This is a genomic window from Shewanella marisflavi, from assembly GCF_002215585.1.
Classification (GTDB): domain Bacteria; phylum Pseudomonadota; class Gammaproteobacteria; order Enterobacterales; family Shewanellaceae; genus Shewanella; species Shewanella marisflavi.
On the sequence record NZ_CP022272.1, the window covers coordinates 1,075,031 to 1,092,793 of the forward strand.

Here is a 17,763-nt window from a genome sequence, read left to right on the forward strand (position 1 = left end):
GCCACCCAAGGTGGCCGAGTAGAGAGGGCGATTAGTTTGCTACGATATTGAGTAGCTTACCAGGTACGTAAATCACTTTACGAACCGTCTTGCCTTCAGTGTGTTTGAGTACGCCTTCTTCTGCCATACCTGCCGCCTCAACCGTTTCCTTATCGGCATCGGCTGCTACGGTGATCTTGGCGCGCAGCTTACCGTTCACCTGTACGATGATCAGCTTGCTGTCTTCCACCAAGGCTGACTCGTCAACGTCTGGCCAAAGCACGTTCTCGATGGCTTCTTCGTGACCCAGTGCCTGCCAAAGCTCGAAGCTGGTGTGCGGAATGATAGGGTAGAGCAGACGGACCACGGCGCACAGGGCTTCCTGCATTAGGGCTCTGTCTTGCTCGCTTTCCATCGGCGCCTTCTGTAGACGGTTCATCAGCTCCATCACAGAGGCGATGGCGGTGTTGAACATTTGACGACGTTCGATATCGTCACCCACTTTAGCGATGGTCTTGTGCAGCTCACGGCGAAGCTCTTTTTGAGCGCTGTCGAGAGAGGCTAGATCCAGTGCGACGGTTGGGCCTTTTGACACATGGTCGTGCGCCAGTTTCCACAGACGCTTGATGAAGCGGTGAGCCCCTTCAACGCTTGACTCTTGCCATTCCAGTGTCAGTTCTGGTGGCGAGGCAAACATCATGAACAGACGCACAGTATCAGCGCCGTACTTGTCTACCATCTCTTGTGGATCGATACCATTGTTCTTCGACTTAGACATCTTGCTCATGCCGGTGTAAACCAGTTCATGACCCTGACTGTCAACGGCCTTAACGATACGGCCTTTGTCATCGGTTTCGGTGACCTTGGCATCGTTTGGCGATACCCAGACGCGTGCACCCTTCTCATCTGTGTAGTAGAAGGCATCAGCCAATACCATGCCCTGGGTCAGCAGGCGCTTGGCAGGCTCATCGCTGTTTACTAGGCCTATGTCGCGCAGTAGCTTGTGGAAGAAACGGAAGTAGAGCAGGTGCATACAGGCGTGCTCGATACCACCGATATATTGATCCACTGGCAGCCAGTAGTTGGCCTTGGCTGGATCCAGCATCTGGTCTGCCTTAGGGCTACAGTAGCGGGCATAGTACCAAGATGACTCCATGAAAGTGTCGAAGGTATCAGTCTCTCTGAAAGCTTCTTGACCGTTCACCTGCGTCTTGGCCCACTCTTTGTCGGCCTTGATTGGGCTTTGGATACCGTCCATGACCACATCTTCAGGCAGGATAACGGGCAGTTGATCTTCTGGCGTTGGCATCACTGTGCCATCGGCTAGAGTCACCATAGGAATTGGCGCGCCCCAGTAACGCTGACGTGACACACCCCAGTCGCGCAGACGGTAGTTCACCTGACGCTTACCTTTGCCTTCACTGGTCAGTTTGGCGTCGATGGCATCAAATGCCGCTTGGAAGTCTAAATTATCGAACTCGCCAGAGTTAAATAGGATCCCCTTCTCTGTGTAGGCTTCTTCGCTGATATCCAGCTCGCCGTCCACAGGCTTGATCACGCCTTCGATAGGCAGACCATACTTAGTGGCAAATTCGTAGTCGCGCTGGTCGTGACCCGGTACCGACATCACGGCGCCCGTGCCATAGTTCATCAGGACGAAGTTGGCGGCCCAGATAGGCACCAGCTTACCAGTGAGCGGATGAATCGCCTTAAGGCCAGTATCGACACCTTTCTTCTCCATGGCGGCCATGGCGGCTTCTGTGGTGTCGGCGTTCTTGCACTCTTCGATAAAGTCGGCCAGCACAGGGTTGTTTGCCGCTGCTTGCTCAGCTAACGGATGACCTGCGGCGATCGCCACATAGGTCACGCCCATAACAGTGTCGGGACGAGTGGTGTAGATGTCGAAGCTCTGATCGCTACCTTCAACCTGGAAGGTCATCTCGATACCTTCGCTACGGCCAATCCAGTTGCGCTGCATGGTCTTGACCTGCTCAGGCCATTCGTCCAGTTGGTCGATATCGTTTAGCAGTTCTTCTGCGTAGTCGGTGATCTTAATGAACCACTGAGGGATCTCTTTTTGCACCACTTGAGTGTCACAGCGCCAGCAGCAACCATCTTGAACCTGTTCGTTGGCCAGTACGGTTTCATCGTTTGGACACCAATTGACCGAGGCAGTCTTCTTGTAGACCAGGCCCTTCTCGTAAAGCTTAGTGAAGAACCACTGTTCCCAACGGTAATATTCTGGGGTGCAGGTGGCGATCTCACGGCTCCAGTCGTAGCCAAAACCCAGCATCTTGAGCTGGTTTTTCATGTAGTCGATGTTTTCATAGGTCCAAGGCGCTGGGGCGGTCTTGTTGTTGATTGCTGCGTTTTCAGCAGGTAGACCGAAAGAGTCCCAACCTATGGGTTGTAATACGTTTTTTCCTTGCAGGCGCTGGTAACGCGCAACGACATCGCCTATGGTGTAGTTACGGACATGGCCCATATGCAGTCGGCCTGAAGGGTATGGAAACATAGAGAGGCAGTAAAACTTCTCTTTGCTTTCGTCCTCGGTAACTTCAAATGTTTTAGTGTCTTGCCAGTGCTGCTGCACCTTAGCTTCAATCTCTGAAGGTAGATATTGCTCTTGCATTGATGATTCCCGGCCATGCCGCTTATTTATTTGATCTTGCGCATCTTGCGCGCGAGTTAGATCTGCATAGAATAAACTAGAAGTGAGTCATTAAAAAGGTTCGCATGAAGGAGTATTGAACATGAGCAAAAGAAGTACCGAGTTGCTATCGTTATACGAGGCCCTGTTTGATCAGGTGAAATCGGATTTCTCTGAAGATAACTCAATGACTGCAAAGGAATTATATAAGGTCGTTACTGCGAGCAAGGAGTACTTGCGACTCAAGAAGCAGGCCAAGGAAGAGGAGCTTGCCTTGGTGGAAGAATTTTTAAAGCGTGATATCGGCAGCTTCCTTGCCGAGAAAAACGCTAAAGATCTCAGCCACAGTCCTACCGTTATCGCCGCGGAGAACACCTTGTGGCACTGGTTGAGTGAGATCACTGACAGGAGCCAGGTTGAGTGGCATGAGGTGACCCAAGACTTCAAACATCACGGTTATTACCAAAGTGGTGAGATTGTGGGTCAGGGCACTATGGTCTGTACAGACTGCGGTCATGAGATGCGCATCGAGTTTCCTGGTGTGATCCCTGAGTGCCCCGAGTGCGATGGCAGCCAGTTTACCCGTGAGGCTCTCGCTCCCTAAATAGGAGCTTCTTAAATAGGAGCTTCTTAAATAATAGCCCTTAACTAGGTGCCGATAGAGATTGCCAGTGTTATTAAAAAAATCCCCGCTAAGGCGGGGATTTTTGTTTGTTATGGGCTTGCTTATCTAAGTTGCAGGCGTCTTATCACGGCGCCAATTAACACTAGAGTGCACAGAAGCAGAAGCGGCGTCTGACCCCATCGGGCAAATCCTGTCATCCCTGCCACGAGCGGCACCTCAGCCTTAAGTACTCCGGTTTCAAACTGGGGCAAACTATGGGTTATCTTGCCTTGGGTATCGACGATTGCCGTGACCCCGTTATTAGTGGCCCTTAGCAAAGGTCTACCTAATTCGATGGCGCGCATCTGGGCGATCTGCATATGTTGCAAGGGGCCATTGGAGCGGCCAAACCAGGCATCGTTTGAGACGGTAAGCAGCAGCTCTGTCCCTGCGTTGACGTTGGCTCTGAGCTGCTCGGGGAAGGCGATTTCATAGCAGATGGCTGGTGCTATCTGATGTCCCACAGCGTTCAGGTTCGGCTGCTTAAAATCACCTCTGGCGAAGGAGGACATGGGCAGATTAAAGAAGGGCGCCAGTGGCCTGAGTAGATCTTCAAGGGGCACAAACTCGCCGATGGGCAGCAGATGATGCTTACGGAATTCGTTATTGCCATCGCCGCTATAATCGGCGCTTTTCTGTTGTCGCTGCTGGTGGTTGCCTAGGACAATCAGCGAGTTATAGAAGCTATTTTGCTGCTTGCTGATAATGCCAGTGATGATGGCACTATCGTTCAGGCCCGCAACCTTGTTAGCGTTATCGAGAAACTCTTCGACCATATATTCGGGCGCAGGGATCGCCGCCTCTGGCCAGATAAACAGATCTGTGTCTGTCAGCGAAGGCCGTGAAAGATCCATATATTTCAGCATGGTTGGCCAAAGCGCTTCTGGTTGCCACTTCATGCTTTGAGCGATATTGCCTTGCACCAGGGCGACCTTTACCGATTTACCCGTAGGCGTAATGCCAGACCAGTGACCGCTGGCATAACTGCCGCTACCGGCAAGGATTGAGATGAGGATGAGAGGCGTAAACCTGACTGCGAGTTTGTGACCCGGCCTAGCCGCGATAACCAGAGCACCAGAGAGCATCACCAGCAATAAGCTAAGGCCTAATGCGCCTATGTTACTAGCTAGTGGCGCCAATGGACCACTGGTTTGACTGTATCCTGCCCAGATCCAGGGGAACCCGGTCAGCACCCAGCCTCTGGCCCATTCCATTAACACCCAGAAGGCGGGAAAGACGGCAAGATAGCGTAACCAATATGAATGAGGGGATAACTTGGCGCTGAGATAACCGGCAAGCGCGGGGTAGAGCGCCAAGTAGAGCGCCAACATTGCCATCAGACCGAGAGAGGCAATAAGTGGGAGACCACCATAGACGTCCATGCTGACATGGACCCAACTGATGCCGATAGAGAAACAGCCAAAACCAAAACTTAGCCAGTAGCCAAATGCCTGTTTAGGGGCAAGTGAATGACTGTGACCAAGGGCGAAAGCGAGTGCCAGCAGGTAGATGGGCCAGTAACCATAAGGGGCGAAGGCCAGTGTGGTACTGGCACCCGCCAGATAGGCGAGTACCAGCCGTATTACAGGATGATGGGCAATTGCCCTAAGTCGTAGCAGCATTATAGCCTCATCAAGGGACTGAAAAGTTAAGCGTTTTCTTCTTCAGTCTGGGGATCGGGGAGCTTGACCCTAAGCTGAACCAGTCTGCGGGTATCGGCGCTAATCACCTTAAATTCAATGTCATCTATGGTGATCTTTTCGTTACGCTCGGGCAGGTGGCCAAAGGCATGGGAAACCAGGCCGCCGACGGTATCAAACTCTTCGTCACTAAACTGAGTGCCGAAGGTTTCATTGAAATCGTCGATGGGGGTGAGCGCCTTAACCATATAGAGTTGTTTGCCGACCTTGCGGATCTCTGTCTCCTCGGCTGAGTCATGATCGAATTCATCTTCGATTTCACCGACGATCTCTTCGAGAATATCTTCGATGGTGACCAGGCCTGATACTCCGCCGTATTCATCGACTACGATGGCCATATGATAACGCTGAGAACGAAACTCCTTGAGGAGGACGTCGACGCGCTTGCTTTCTGGCACAACGACCGCTGGGCGGATCACCTGTTCGAGGGAAAAGGGTTCGTCGTTATTTTTAAAGCCGTACTGCAGTAAATCTTTAGCCAGCAGTATGCCTTCGATATGATCTTTATCTTCATTGACCACGGGGAAGCGGGAATGCGCCGAGCTGATAACGGTCGACAGCAGCTCCTCTACCGTGTTGTCTATTTTTAGCGCCACAATTTGTGCCCGTGGGATCATGATGTCACGCACGCGCAGATCGGAGACTTCTAAAACACCTTTAATCATTTCGCGCGTGTCTTCGCTGATCACTTCTCTTTGTTCAGCGTCGTGGATCACCTCCACTAACTCGTCGCGACTTTGTGGTTCGCCCTGGAATAACTGACTTACTTTTTCTAACCAGCCCTTCTTATGGGCGTTGGTACTCGGTGGGTTATCGTCACTCATAGTATTTACCTGACCAAAAAGGTCGATTATTGCTCCTTGTAAGGATTGGGAAACCCCAAGCTTTCAATAAGTTGAGTCTCTAAAGACTCCATCTCTTCTGCTTCGCTATCAATGATATGATCATACCCTAGCAGATGCAGACAACCATGTACAACCATGTGAGCCCAGTGGGCTTCGAGGCTTTTTGCTTGCGCTTTTGCCTCCTGTTCAACCACAGGCACACAGATGACTAAGTCGCCAAGTAGTGGCAGTTCGACCTCTGGTGGAGACTCGAACGGGAATGATAGCACATTTGTCGGCTTGTCTTTGCCTCTATAGGTATGATTTAACTGCTGACTTTCAGCCTCATCCACCAAGCGAATAGTCAGTTCGGCTTCTGGCATAGTATTGCCAAGAGCGAGGCGTACCCAAGACTCAAACTGCGCCTGAGTCGGTACCTCGCTCGCCTCTGTGGCGAGTTGTAGATCCAGATTAAGGATTAAGGGGGTATCAGGCGTCATGGTGCTTTGGTTCCTCAGCCCTAAATTGGCTCTCACGCTTGGCCTTTTCGCTGGCCACCTTCTGTTCGTGAACCTCATAGGCTTCGACGATACGGGCCACCACAGGGTGACGTACCACATCCTTGGCCTGGAAGAAGTTAAAGCTCACTTCATCGACTTCGCTCAATACCTCGATAGCATGGCGCAGGCCTGACTTTTGATGCTTAGGTAGATCAATTTGCGTGATATCGCCTGTGATCACCGCGCGAGAGTTAAAACCGATACGGGTAAGGAACATCTTCATCTGCTCTACCGTGGTGTTTTGGCTCTCATCTAAGATGATAAAGGCATCGTTAAGGGTGCGGCCACGCATGTAGGCCAGTGGCGCAACTTCAATCACGCTGCGCTCAATTAAGCGCTCCACCTTTTCGAAGCCCATCATCTCAAATAGGGCGTCATATAGGGGACGCAGATAGGGGTCGACCTTTTGACTGAGATCGCCAGGCAGGAAACCCAGCTTCTCGCCTGCTTCAACTGCCGGGCGGGTTAGCAAGATGCGTCTCACTTCCTGACGCTCCAGGGCATCGACCGCCGCAGCGACCGCCAGGTAAGTCTTACCTGTACCAGCAGGACCGATACCAAAGCTGATGTCGTGGCGCACAATATTGGCCACATACTCGCTTTGATTCGGGTTGCGGGGCTTGATCACGCCACGCTTGGTCTTGATATAGAGTTCTTTATCGTCGCGGGGGGCTTCGGCTTCCAGGGCTATCGCCTCCTGAATTGCCATATGCACCTTATCGGGTTCCAGATCTGGGGTGCTGCCGCGTACCGGTTGTGTCTCGATATAGAGTTCTTTGAGCAGATTATTGACCGTTAGACAGTTACGCGCCTGACCGACAATTTGAAAGTGGTTGTTGCGGTAGTTGATCTCTACACCGATGCGGCGCTCGAGTTGTTTGATATTGTCATCAAAGGGACCGCATAGTGACGCGAGTCGACGGGTATCAGAAGGCTCTAGATACAGATTGAGCGTAGTGAGTTTGTTTGACAAAAATAGCTCCAGTTGCAGATTGTCGTAAAAGCATATTTCGTGAGGCTTAACCTCAACAGACTATAGAGACAGTTTACGAGGCATTAAGTTTAATTGCTAACGCTATTTGTTTGAAGTTATACGCTCGGTAAGTCAGCGTAGCGCCAAGCACAAAGCGGGAGCAATAAAAAAAGCGACCCGATTAAGGTCGCTTCTTCTCTGCTGTTAGCTGATCACGGTTACGGGATAAACTGAGTCACGCCGAGGTCGTCATCTTTCTTGTGCTTGGCCAAGATGTCAGATGGGCGCAGGTCGCGGCGCAAATCCATCTCATCTTCGCCGCGAATGAACTTGCCACGCAGTGAGTTGGTAAACACATCGACAATCTCAACATCGACGAAGCTGCCAATATGTTTAGGGTCAGCCTCGAAGTTGACCACGCGGTTGTTTTCGGTGCGGCCGCGCAGCTCCATCGGGTTTTTCACCGAAGGGCCTTCTACCAAAATACGCTGGACTGTGCCGAGCATCTGACGGCTGTAGCGCATTGCCTGCTGGGTGATCCTGTCTTGCAAGATCGCCAGACGTTCCTTCTTCTCTTCCAGCGACACATCATCGGGAAGATCCGCTGCCGGTGTACCCGGACGCGCGCTGTAGATGAAGCTGAAGCTGTGGTCGAATTGCACATCTTCAATCAGCTTCATGGTATCGGCGAAGTCTTGCTTAGACTCGCCTGGGAAGCCGATGATAAAGTCAGAGCTGATCTGGATATCGGGTCTTGCCTTACGCAGACGGCGAATGATCGACTTATATTCGATCGCCATATGGCCACGTTTCATCTGGGTGAGAATGAGATCCGAACCCGACTGCACCGGCAGGTGCAGGAAGCTCACCAACTCAGGCGTATCCTCATACACATCAATGATGTCTTGGGTAAACTCGATCGGGTGGCTGGTGGTGAAACGGATACGATCGATACCATCGATGGCGGCCACATAACGCAGCAGCTCGGCGAAGGTACAGATATCGTCATCATGGGTCGCACCGCGATAGGCGTTGACGTTCTGGCCTAGCAGGTTCACTTCGCGCACGCCTTGCTCGGCAAGCTGGGCGATCTCAAGGATCACATCGTCCACCGGACGACTCACCTCTTCACCGCGGGTATAAGGCACCACGCAGAAAGAGCAATATTTGCTACAGCCTTCCATGATTGAGACGAAGGCGCTTGGGCCTTCGGCGCGCGGCTCAGGCAGACGGTCGAACTTTTCGATTTCGGGGAAGCTGACGTCGATAACCGCCTTGCCACCTTGTTGGATCTGCTCGATCATCTCAGGCAAGCGGTGCAGCGTCTGTGGGCCGAAGATCAGGTCGACACACTGGGCTCTGTCTTTGATCGCTTTACCTTCTTGAGACGCCACGCAGCCACCTACACCTATGATCAGGTTAGGGTTCTTATCTTTTAGCGTCTTCCAGCGACCCAGCTGGTGAAAGACTTTTTCCTGTGCTTTTTCGCGAATCGAACAGGTATTTAGCAGTAGGACATCTGCCTCTTCTGCCTCTTCGGTCAAGGTATAGCCTTGATATTCGTCGAGTAGGTCGGCCATCTTTGATGAGTCATACTCATTCATCTGACAGCCCCAGGTTTTAATGTGGAGTTTCTTACTCATCAGTTTTGCGCCGTTGTTGCAACTACTGGGAAAAATAGCGCGACATTTTACCCTCTGAGCACTCCGCTGGCTAGCTTTTGCGCGTCATAAGCGTGAATTTACTCTGCGCGCGCCTTTTGCTCAGCCGGGAAATCCACTAGCGCGACCTGTCTGGGCATGTCCTGTGCAAAAAATGCTTCGGCCATCGCCTGGCTGCTGTTTTTAGCTTGTCGTTGTATGCTTGTTCGGATCTCGGCTCTATAATGGCTCATTAATTCAATCGTATATTGATATAGGGCATAATCGAGCGAGTTACGATAGGTTACAGTCATCGTCTCCATTTGGGAGGTGACGCTAGCACCAGCTAGGTTAGATAACAGGGCTGATGCGGTGAATACACTAGCTATCATTAACTTTTTCATCGGACACTCCATGACACTCAGTAAGTGGTAAAGATTGCTTTGAGGTGAGAGTGTAGGGGGCATAGCTCAGGCTTGCGCCCTGGCTTTGTAACTGAGTGTGAGCAGTAGCCTTGCTGGTAACATTTATATACGCAATCCGCCCAAGTGACATATTTGGTAATAAAAGAAGTAGGGAGTCGAACTCAAGGTGAGTCAGAACCAGCGCAAGACCTTAGTAAAAGATGTCGTCGTCATTGGCGGCGGTATGGTGGGGGCGGCAACCGCCCTTGGCTTGGCGCAGCTTGGCCTGTCTGTAGCTGTGGTTGAGGCCTATGCGCCGCAGGCTTATGACAGTGAACAGGCTTTAGATCTTAGGGTTTCGGCGATCAGTGTGGCGTCAGAGCAGTTGCTTGAGCGTCTAGGGGCCCTAGCGTCGCTTGGCGAGATGCGGCAGGTCGCTTACAAAGGGCTGGAAACCTGGGAGCTCGATGCTTGTATCACCCAATTTCATAGCGACCAGATTGGCGCCTCTCACCTGGGTCATATCGTCGAGAACCGTCTGGTGCAACTAGCCTTGTGGCAGCAATTTGAGCAACATGAGCAGTTAAGTTTGCTTTGTCCGGCTAAGGTGAGTCAATTCGAGCGCATGGATGAAGGCGTTCGGGTCAAACTAGAGGATGGCTGCGAGATAGAGACCCGTCTATTAATCGGCGCCGATGGTGCCAACTCTCAGGTGCGTCAGTGGGCGGGTATTGGCGTTACTGGGTGGGACTATGGCCAGTCGGCTATGCTGATTAATATTGCCACAGCGCAAGAAGAGCAAGATGTGACCTGGCAACAGTTCACCCCGAAAGGACCAAGATCTTTACTGCCGCTACCGGGCAAACATGCCTCTTTGGTGTGGTATGACGATGCCAGTCGCATTGCACAGCTACAAAGTCTGAGTAACCAGGCGCTCTTTGAGCAGATAGATGCTCATTTTCCTAAACGCCTGTCGCGGGAGTTTAAGGTGCTCTCGAAGGGCAGCTTTAAGCTGACCCGACGTCATGCTCAGCGTTACTATGATGATCATCTGGTGATCCTGGGGGATGCCGCTCACACCATTAATCCGCTAGCCGGTCAAGGGGTTAACCTGGGTTTTAAGGATGTCAGCGCCCTTATCGATACTTTTGCCGATGCCATTGCCGATCATAAATGCTGGTGGGATAGGGCAGTGCTCAAGAATTACCAATGTAAACGCTATAGCGACAACCAGCTGATGATGACCACCATGGATCTCTTCTACGCAGGTTTTAGCAACAATCTGTTGCCATTAAAAGTGCTGCGAAACGGCGCCCTCAAACTTGCCAATATCGACGGTCCCATCAAGCAGAAAGTGCTCAAGTACGCCTTGGGGCTTTAAGATGTTCAGATCAGGGTTTCTCTAATAAAGCAGACTTTGGGGGGGCGTTTAGCCCCCTTATTCTCTGGGCTCGGGATAAATTTGTTGCTGGCTCGATTGAGTGCTAAAATGCCGCGTTTTTTATTGGCACTTGCGAGATGGACTAGAGTGAGATGAGCAACATAAAGCTGATTGTCGGGTTAGCTAACCCGGGCGATAAATATGAACAGACTCGGCACAACGCAGGTGCATGGTATGTCAACGAGCTAGCGCGAGTGTGTGGCGTGAGTTTAGTTGCCGACAGCAAATACTATGGCCTTACCGCCAGAGCCACCCTCTATGGTAAAGATGTACGCCTGCTGATCCCGACCACCTTTATGAACCTTAGCGGTAAGTCGGTAGCGGCGCTGGCGAATTTCTTTCGCATCGAACCCGAGGAGATCTTGGTGGCCCATGATGAACTGGACATGCCGCCGGGTGTGGCTAAGTTTAAGCTGGGCGGTGGGCATGGGGGTCATAATGGCCTCAAGGATATCATCGCCAAGCTGGCGAATAACAAAGGCTTTTATCGATTACGTATCGGTATCGGTCATCCAGGGGACAAGAGCTTGGTCAGCAACTATGTGCTGGGCAAGGCGCCACAAACCGAACAACGCCTCATCGAAGAGGTGGTTGACGAGGCGGTGCGAGCGACTGAGATCCTCTTTAAAGAAGATATGAGTAAGGCGATGCACAGGTTGCACTCTTACAAGGCAGGTTAATGCCAATCGTACTAAATAACTGAGCATTCTAACTTGTTAAAACGCTCGATAACTGCGTTTTCCAGTGCTATGACTGATCACTTATTTATTGTGATTGGTAGAGCCAAGAATTCGACAGTGAACAGCTTCATTATCGCTTAGGCGATAAGATTAATTGAATAAAGGTAAATATATGGGTTTTAAATGTGGCATCGTCGGCCTACCAAACGTAGGTAAATCGACACTGTTCAACGCCTTAACTAAGGCGGGTATCGAAGCGTCTAACTTCCCGTTTTGTACGATCGAACCTAACACGGGTGTAGTGCCTGTGCCCGATCCACGTTTGGAGGCCCTGGCGGAGATCGTTAATCCTGAACGTGTATTGCCAACCACCATGGAATTTGTCGACATCGCTGGCTTAGTTGCTGGCGCCTCGAAAGGGGAAGGTCTGGGCAACAAGTTCCTGGCAAACATTCGTGAAACCGATGCGATTGGTCACGTGGTACGTTGTTTCGAAGATGACAATATCGTGCACGTTGCTAACAAGGTGTCGCCAGTCAGCGACATCGAAGTGATCAACACTGAATTAGCGCTGGCCGACTTAGATTCTTGCGAGCGTGCTATTTTACGTCAGCAAAAGCGCGCCAAAGGCGGTGACAAAGATGCTAAGTTTGAGGTAAGTGTCCTTGAAAAGATGCGCCCTGTGTTAGATGAAGGGCATATGCTTCGCTCTATGGATCTGACCAAGGAAGAGCTGGCGGCAGTTAACTATCTTAACTTCCTGACGCTGAAGCCTACCATGTATATCGCCAACGTTGCCGAAGATGGATTTGAAAACAATCCGCATTTGGATGTGGTACGTGAGATCGCCTCGAAAGAGAATGCGGTTGTGGTTGCTGTGTGCGCCGCCATCGAATCTGAGTTGGCCGAAATGGATCCAGATGATCGCGACGAGTTCATGGCCGATCTTGGTTTGGAAGAACCTGGTCTTGACCGCGTGATCCGCGCCGGTTACCAGTTGCTGGACCTACATACTTACTTTACTGCGGGTGTGAAAGAGGTTCGAGCTTGGACTGTGCCTGTGGGCGCCTGTGCACCACAAGCGGCTGGCGTGATCCACACTGACTTCGAACGTGGCTTTATTCGTGCTCAAGTTATGTCTTATGATGACTTCATCGCCTACAAGGGTGAGGCGGGTGCTAAAGAAGCGGGTAAACTGCGCGTCGAAGGTAAGACCTATGTGGTTAAAGATGGCGATGTGATGCATTTCCTCTTTAATGTCTAGCATCTAGCGCCGAGTTCGGCGCCCTAGAAGTAGATGACATAAAGGCGGCTCGGTAGTGATATCGGGCCGTTTTTGTTTTAACAAAGGGGCAAAATAGCCGCAAATCTTCGCTTTTAAGGGGGAAATTGCATAAGGCCTGGCCACTTTGGTGAGTTTATAGGCGAACGGCTTAGATAGTTTAAATTAGCGAAAAAAAGCTGTTGACCTGCCTACGCTGAATAAGCATAATACGCCCCGTTCCTCAGCAAGAGGGGCGCGAAATATTGATGGCTATGTAGCTCAGCTGGTTAGAGCACAGCACTCATAATGCTGGGGTCGCAGGTTCAAGTCCCGCCATAGCTACCATCTCTTCAAGATGTAAAATTGAAATCGTGGCAGGGACTGAGTCCCGACTATATATGGCCACCATCTGTTCAAGATGTAAAACATGAAGCAGTGCGGGAGTGGTGGAATTGGTAGACACGCCAGATTTAGGTTCTGGTGCCGCAAGGTGTGAGAGTTCAAGTCTCTCCTCCCGTACCATTTATTTTTGACTAGAGGTTGTCTACCTTTAGTCTTAAGCAAGAAAATTGGGGTATCGCCAAGCGGTAAGGCACCGGGTTTTGATCTCGGCATTCCTAGGTTCGAATCCTAGTACCCCAGCCATTTTCCTCTTGCTTAACTTGATTCTTGGGGTATCGCCAAGCGGTAAGGCACCGGGTTTTGATCTCGGCATTCCTAGGTTCGAATCCTAGTACCCCAGCCATTTATCAGTAAGATAAATGTGGCTATGTAGCTCAGCTGGTTAGAGCACAGCACTCATAATGCTGGGGTCGCAGGTTCAAGTCCCGCCATAGCTACCATCTTATTTCAGGTAAATCCGCCGTTATCGGCGCCATCTGCTCGAGATGTAAAACTTGAGGTTTGCTAGTTAGTTGAGCCCTTAGTGGTTCAGACATATGACTAGAATCTTTATCAGGATGTAAAACTAGATGCAGTGCGGGAGTGGTGGAATTGGTAGACACGCCAGATTTAGGTTCTGGTGCCGCAAGGTGTGAGAGTTCAAGTCTCTCCTCCCGTACCATTATTTTGAGGTTATAGGTTTAGCCTGTAATCTAAGCCAAGCTTGTTGGGGTATCGCCAAGCGGTAAGGCACCGGGTTTTGATCTCGGCATTCCTAGGTTCGAATCCTAGTACCCCAGCCATTTTTATCTAGCTTAAGATGTAAAACTAAGCCATCTGATCAGATGTAAATCGATGCGGGAGTGGTGGAATTGGTAGACACGCCAGATTTAGGTTCTGGTGCCGCAAGGTGTGAGAGTTCAAGTCTCTCCTCCCGTACCATTATTTTGATACAAAAAAGCCTGTCCAAGTGACAGGCTTTTTTGTGTCTGTTCGTTAGGATCTTAAATCTCTCGCCTGTATCTGTTTCAGCTTACTTCAGGGTATCAAACGGTTCTTTTATCTGGCTCTGCTAGGGCGAATTGTCGGCTGCTGGTGGCTGCTAGCGCCTTGTGATAGCATGAGTTTTTTATCACAGGGAGTGAATACCTTGAGCCTTAAAACCTTACTCTGTGGCCTTAGCCTGCTGGCCCTAAGTCCATTTGTACTGGCCGAGCCCAGTGTCTTATCGATAAAGCAGAGCGTCAAACCAAAATCTTCAGATCGTTATATTCGCGCCGTACACCAAGAGATAGAGACCAATAACCTAGGGCTAGAAAAGATTCGCTACGCCATCCTGATGGGCATGCTCAATACCAAGGGCTTTGCCTGGGTGTACGATGGTGAGGGCGAGGGCTATATTCTGGCGCGCTTCGATTATCGCGGCGACACTAACGTCATGCGTATCGAATACGATGAGTCTATGGTGCAGCTCAAGTATCAGGACGCGCTAGGAGATTATCAGTGCGCCAATCTCATCGATGGGATCTGCTATAAAAATGGTCGCGGCTATTACAACTACATTAAAAATCTTAGGGCCAGCATCGCCAGACAGCTGCAAATGCGTTAGGGAAGGATGAAGATGAAGAAGATAACATTTGGAATGCTATTAACGCTAAGTCTTATCAGCCCGCTACAGGCTGAGGGCCTGCACATCTATCAAGATCCCATTCCACTGGGCAGCTATGTGAGCGATTATGATGACATGCTCGATAAAGCCGTTGCCCGTAATCATTGGGTCTTTGAGCGCCAGGGAGACAAGCGTTTCGCCAGGCTTAATTACAAAACTTATTTGATCAATGTTGAACTGGTTGAAAGCGATAAGGGAATTGCCGTTACCTTGCTTGATGCCAAACGCGAAGGTTGCACTAAAAGTTGTGACGTCGACATGAAGAAGGTCACTGGCTGGTTAGTGAAACTGCGCCGTGCTATCGCCTATGAACTAACACTTCTGGTTCGTGATGACGCCCTGCGGCGCGCGGTTCACTAACCCATATATGTGATTATGATAGATACAAAAAAGCCACTCAATTGAGTGGCTTTTTTCGTTAAGCAGCAAGCTTGCGATTAGTGCTTGAACATCGCAGAGATAGACTCTTCGTTGCTTACGCGGCGAATCGCTTCTGCCATCACGCTAGACATGGTCAGCTGAGTCACTTTATCCAGTGCCGCCATCTCTTCACTTAGTGGGATAGTGTCGGTAACGATCACTTCGTCGATCACAGACTCGGCGATGTTCTTAGGCGCGTTGCCAGAGAATACTGGGTGAGTGGCGTAAGCGAATACGCGGTTAGCACCGTGCTCTTTAAGTGCTTCTGCAGCCTTACACAGGGTACCGCCAGTGTCGATCATGTCGTCGACTATGATGCAGTCGCGGCCTTGTACGTCACCTATGATATGCATCACCTGGGCAACGTTTGCCTGTGGGCGACGCTTGTCGATGATAGCCAGATCTGAATCGTCCAGTAGCTTAGCGACGGCGCGAGCACGGACAACACCACCAATGTCAGGTGAGACAACAACAGGGTTGTCTAGTTGCTTAGCCAGCATATCTTCAAGCAGCACTGGGCTACCAAATACGTTGTCAACAGGTACATCGAAGAAGCCCTGGATCTGCTCGGCGTGCAGGTCACAAGTCAGTACGCGGTCAACCCCAACGCTTGATAGGAAGTCGGCGACAACCTTAGCGGTAATAGGTACACGAGCACTACGAACACGACGGTCTTGACGTGCATAACCAAAGTAAGGAATAACCGCAGTAATACGGCCAGCAGATGCGCGACGTAACGCGTCTACCATAACGATAAGTTCCATCAGGTTATCGTTAGTAGGTGCACAAGTAGATTGAATGATAAACACATCCGCCCCACGTACATTTTCGTTAATCTGGACACTGATTTCACCGTCGCTGAAAACGCCAACCTCAGCGTCTCCGAGTTTACAAAATAGGCGATCTGCTATCTTTTTTGCGAGACTGGGTGTGGCGTTACCGGCAAATAGTTTAATGTCAGGCACTGTATGGACCTCAGGCGTATGCTTCATTGTAATGACCGGGATAAATGGCTTATCCCGCATGATCTTAGCGCTGTTCTAATCTCAGCACTAATGGTGATTTATTTGTCCCTTTGGCGATAAAACCGCGCAATGCCGCCGGCAACTGGGCAAAGACCTGCTCTGCTTGCTGGCGAGTGTCAAAGATACCGAATACACAAGCACCGGTTCCCGTCATTCTGGACGGCGCATATTCTATCAGCCACGCCAATGCTTTGGCAACTTGGGGGTATTGCTCGGCGACCCTCTGTTGGCAATCGTTGTGCCAGTCACTGCTCATTAAATCGTCCATCGACAACTTAGGTGTATCCCTTGGGAGTTGCGGATCGTTAAACACCTCGGCGGTGGAAACGTGTACATCAGGCGTCAGGATCAGGTACCAGTTTTCAGGGGCGTCGACTGGGATTAGCTTTTCCCCAACACCTTCGGCAAATGCGGCGAAACCATTAATAAAAACAGGGACATCAGCCCCAAGGGATAGACCTATTTGGGCCAGTTCTTCCTGGGGTAAATGGGTCTGCCACAGATGGTTCAAGGCGACCAGTGTGGTGGCTGCATCGGAAGAACCGCCGCCAATACCGCCGCCCATAGGCAGTTTTTTATCCAGCCAGATCTCGGCGCCGAGGGGAGTACCTGTATACTCCTGCAGTGATTTTGCAGCTTTTAGAATTAAGTTATCGCTATTTGCGACAACAGCTTCCATCTCAGAATGGAGAGTAAGGGTTCCTTGCTCATTGATGGCAAAATCCAGATAGTCGCAGTAGTCAATAAACTGAAACAGGGTTTGCAGTTCATGGTAGCCATCAGGACGGCGACCGTTGACGTGAAGAAACAGGTTGAGTTTAGCTGGCGCCGGCCAGCCCTTAGAGAGGTTATTTGTCATCTGTCGATTCCGATTGCGCGTCGGTTATGCTGTGCGGTGTTAGAGCTTGCCATTGATTAACTTGCAGTTTCAGACGAATCTCATCTCGTTGTAACGTTAATAATCTGGGTACGTCTGCGCCGCTTTGTTGCTGCCAGCTGTTAAAGCTGACCTGCCAAGGGGTATTGTCTGTGTGGTTAAGCACTTCTTGTGGGCGGCCTTGCGCATCAAAGGTGATCACCTCATCTTGGGGCGAGATCTGGCCTGTGATCCACAGAGGTAGCGTGTCGACGGGGATAGACCAGCCTGTGAGACGCTTGAGCAAGCGCTCCGCCTCGGTATCCTGATAGACCTTGCCATCGAGGGCTAAGGTTGCCTGGTTTGGACGCTTGGTAAGTGTCATTACCGTGGTGCCTAACATAGTCGTTAGGGTGAGCTCGTCATTGGATTGAGTGTGAAACCAGTAAAGGTTTGTGCTGAATTTGTCGTCTGGAGTACGAACGGCCAACTTACCTTGTAGTTCCCAGGCATGGGCCTGACTGGCATGTTCTACTTGGGTGGGGAGAAGACTAGTTGGCTGACGGGAAGCACAACCTGAGAGTGCCAACAGGACCAAGACTACACCGCTTATCGATATTTTTGTGAAGTAGT

At 50.7% G+C, this 17,763-nt stretch carries 16 protein-coding genes and 8 tRNA genes; 14 read left to right on the forward strand and 10 right to left on the reverse strand.

The features are described from left to right. Window positions 1-31: 31 nt before the first annotated feature. Window positions 32-2,611 (reverse strand): leucine--tRNA ligase, encoded by a 2,580-nt coding sequence (gene leuS, locus CFF01_RS04775; protein ID WP_088904054.1) that lies wholly within the window; start codon window positions 2,609-2,611, stop codon window positions 32-34. 121 nt (window positions 2,612-2,732) lie between these two features. Here leuS and CFF01_RS04780 point away from each other — a divergent pair, with 121 nt between their 5' ends. Next, the gene (locus CFF01_RS04780) at window positions 2,733-3,233 is read left to right on the forward strand and encodes a zinc ribbon-containing protein (protein WP_088904055.1); all 501 of its coding nucleotides are present in this window, start codon (window positions 2,733-2,735) and stop codon (window positions 3,231-3,233) included. 122 nt (window positions 3,234-3,355) lie between these two features. Here the strand turns inward: CFF01_RS04780 and lnt are convergent, their stop codons facing one another. The 6 genes from lnt to CFF01_RS04810 all read right to left on the reverse strand — a co-directional run bounded on the left by lnt (window position 3,356) and on the right by CFF01_RS04810 (window position 9,394). Further along, window positions 3,356-4,915: an apolipoprotein N-acyltransferase gene (gene lnt / locus CFF01_RS04785; protein WP_088904056.1), complete on the reverse strand. Its 1,560-nt coding sequence runs from the start codon at window positions 4,913-4,915 to the stop codon at window positions 3,356-3,358. Between the two features lie 26 nt (window positions 4,916-4,941). Continuing rightward, entirely contained in the window at window positions 4,942-5,817 is an 876-nt protein-coding gene (corC, locus tag CFF01_RS04790; protein WP_033537331.1) for a CNNM family magnesium/cobalt transport protein CorC, read from the reverse strand. A 26-nt stretch (window positions 5,818-5,843) separates the two neighbouring features. Then, complete coding sequence (ybeY, locus tag CFF01_RS04795) at window positions 5,844-6,317, reverse strand: rRNA maturation RNase YbeY (RefSeq protein ID WP_033537332.1); 474 nt, start codon at window positions 6,315-6,317, stop codon at window positions 5,844-5,846. Continuing rightward, window positions 6,307-7,350 carry a PhoH family protein gene (locus CFF01_RS04800; RefSeq protein WP_033537333.1) on the reverse strand — a complete coding sequence of 348 codons (1,044 nt, stop codon included), beginning with the start codon at window positions 7,348-7,350 and terminating at the stop codon, window positions 6,307-6,309. The genes ybeY and CFF01_RS04800 overlap by 11 nt, the downstream gene beginning before the upstream one ends. Window positions 7,351-7,568: 218 nt before the next feature. Beyond that, a complete protein-coding gene (gene miaB / locus CFF01_RS04805; protein WP_033537334.1) occupies window positions 7,569-8,993 on the reverse strand; it encodes a tRNA (N6-isopentenyl adenosine(37)-C2)-methylthiotransferase MiaB in 1,425 nt (474 codons plus the stop codon). Window positions 8,994-9,091: 98 nt separating this feature from the next. Further along, window positions 9,092-9,394, reverse strand: coding sequence for a hypothetical protein (locus tag CFF01_RS04810; RefSeq protein WP_088904057.1), 303 nt, complete (start codon window positions 9,392-9,394; stop codon window positions 9,092-9,094). A 187-nt stretch (window positions 9,395-9,581) separates the two neighbouring features. On the opposite strand from CFF01_RS04810, the gene CFF01_RS04815 reads away from it, so the two are divergent. The 13 genes from CFF01_RS04815 (at window position 9,582) to CFF01_RS04875 (ending at window position 15,189) form a co-directional block, all read left to right on the forward strand. Beyond that, window positions 9,582-10,775 carry an FAD-dependent oxidoreductase gene (locus CFF01_RS04815; protein WP_088904058.1) on the forward strand — a complete coding sequence of 398 codons (1,194 nt, stop codon included), beginning with the start codon at window positions 9,582-9,584 and terminating at the stop codon, window positions 10,773-10,775. A 152-nt stretch (window positions 10,776-10,927) separates the two neighbouring features. Then, on the forward strand, window positions 10,928-11,515 hold the full coding sequence (gene pth, locus CFF01_RS04820; RefSeq protein WP_033537336.1) for an aminoacyl-tRNA hydrolase: 588 nt from the start codon (window positions 10,928-10,930) through the stop codon (window positions 11,513-11,515). Window positions 11,516-11,687: 172 nt separating this feature from the next. Continuing rightward, window positions 11,688-12,779 (forward strand): redox-regulated ATPase YchF, encoded by a 1,092-nt coding sequence (ychF, locus tag CFF01_RS04825; protein WP_088904059.1) that lies wholly within the window; start codon window positions 11,688-11,690, stop codon window positions 12,777-12,779. Between the two features lie 268 nt (window positions 12,780-13,047). Then, window positions 13,048-13,124 (forward strand) — tRNA-Met (locus CFF01_RS04830). 92 nt (window positions 13,125-13,216) lie between these two features. After that, window positions 13,217-13,301, forward strand: a tRNA-Leu gene (locus tag CFF01_RS04835). Between the two features lie 48 nt (window positions 13,302-13,349). Then, window positions 13,350-13,424 (forward strand) — tRNA-Gln (locus CFF01_RS04840). 25 nt (window positions 13,425-13,449) lie between these two features. Further along, window positions 13,450-13,524, forward strand: a tRNA-Gln gene (locus CFF01_RS04845). A gap of 20 nt (window positions 13,525-13,544) precedes the next feature. Then, window positions 13,545-13,621: transfer RNA gene (locus CFF01_RS04850), tRNA-Met, on the forward strand. A 136-nt stretch (window positions 13,622-13,757) separates the two neighbouring features. Next, window positions 13,758-13,842, forward strand: a tRNA-Leu gene (locus CFF01_RS04855). Window positions 13,843-13,888: 46 nt separating this feature from the next. Continuing rightward, window positions 13,889-13,963 (forward strand) — tRNA-Gln (locus tag CFF01_RS04860). Between the two features lie 54 nt (window positions 13,964-14,017). Then, window positions 14,018-14,102, forward strand: a tRNA-Leu gene (locus CFF01_RS04865). Between the two features lie 178 nt (window positions 14,103-14,280). Beyond that, window positions 14,281-14,769, forward strand: a complete 489-nt coding sequence (locus CFF01_RS04870) for a hypothetical protein (RefSeq protein ID WP_088904060.1) — start codon at window positions 14,281-14,283, stop codon at window positions 14,767-14,769. Between the two features lie 12 nt (window positions 14,770-14,781). After that, a complete protein-coding gene (locus tag CFF01_RS04875; RefSeq protein WP_088904061.1) occupies window positions 14,782-15,189 on the forward strand; it encodes a hypothetical protein in 408 nt (135 codons plus the stop codon). Between the two features lie 77 nt (window positions 15,190-15,266). Here the strand turns inward: CFF01_RS04875 and CFF01_RS04880 are convergent, their stop codons facing one another. From CFF01_RS04880 to lolB, 3 genes are all read right to left on the reverse strand, one after another. Next, complete coding sequence (locus CFF01_RS04880; RefSeq protein WP_041407381.1) at window positions 15,267-16,214, reverse strand: ribose-phosphate pyrophosphokinase; 948 nt, start codon at window positions 16,212-16,214, stop codon at window positions 15,267-15,269. Window positions 16,215-16,278: 64 nt separating this feature from the next. After that, window positions 16,279-17,133 carry a 4-(cytidine 5'-diphospho)-2-C-methyl-D-erythritol kinase gene (gene ispE / locus CFF01_RS04885; RefSeq protein WP_088904062.1) on the reverse strand — a complete coding sequence of 285 codons (855 nt, stop codon included), beginning with the start codon at window positions 17,131-17,133 and terminating at the stop codon, window positions 16,279-16,281. Beyond that, window positions 17,123-17,728: a lipoprotein insertase outer membrane protein LolB gene (lolB, locus tag CFF01_RS04890; RefSeq protein ID WP_232479509.1), complete on the reverse strand. Its 606-nt coding sequence runs from the start codon at window positions 17,726-17,728 to the stop codon at window positions 17,123-17,125. Before lolB ends, ispE begins: the two co-directional genes overlap by 11 nt. Window positions 17,729-17,763: the final 35 nt, after the last annotated feature.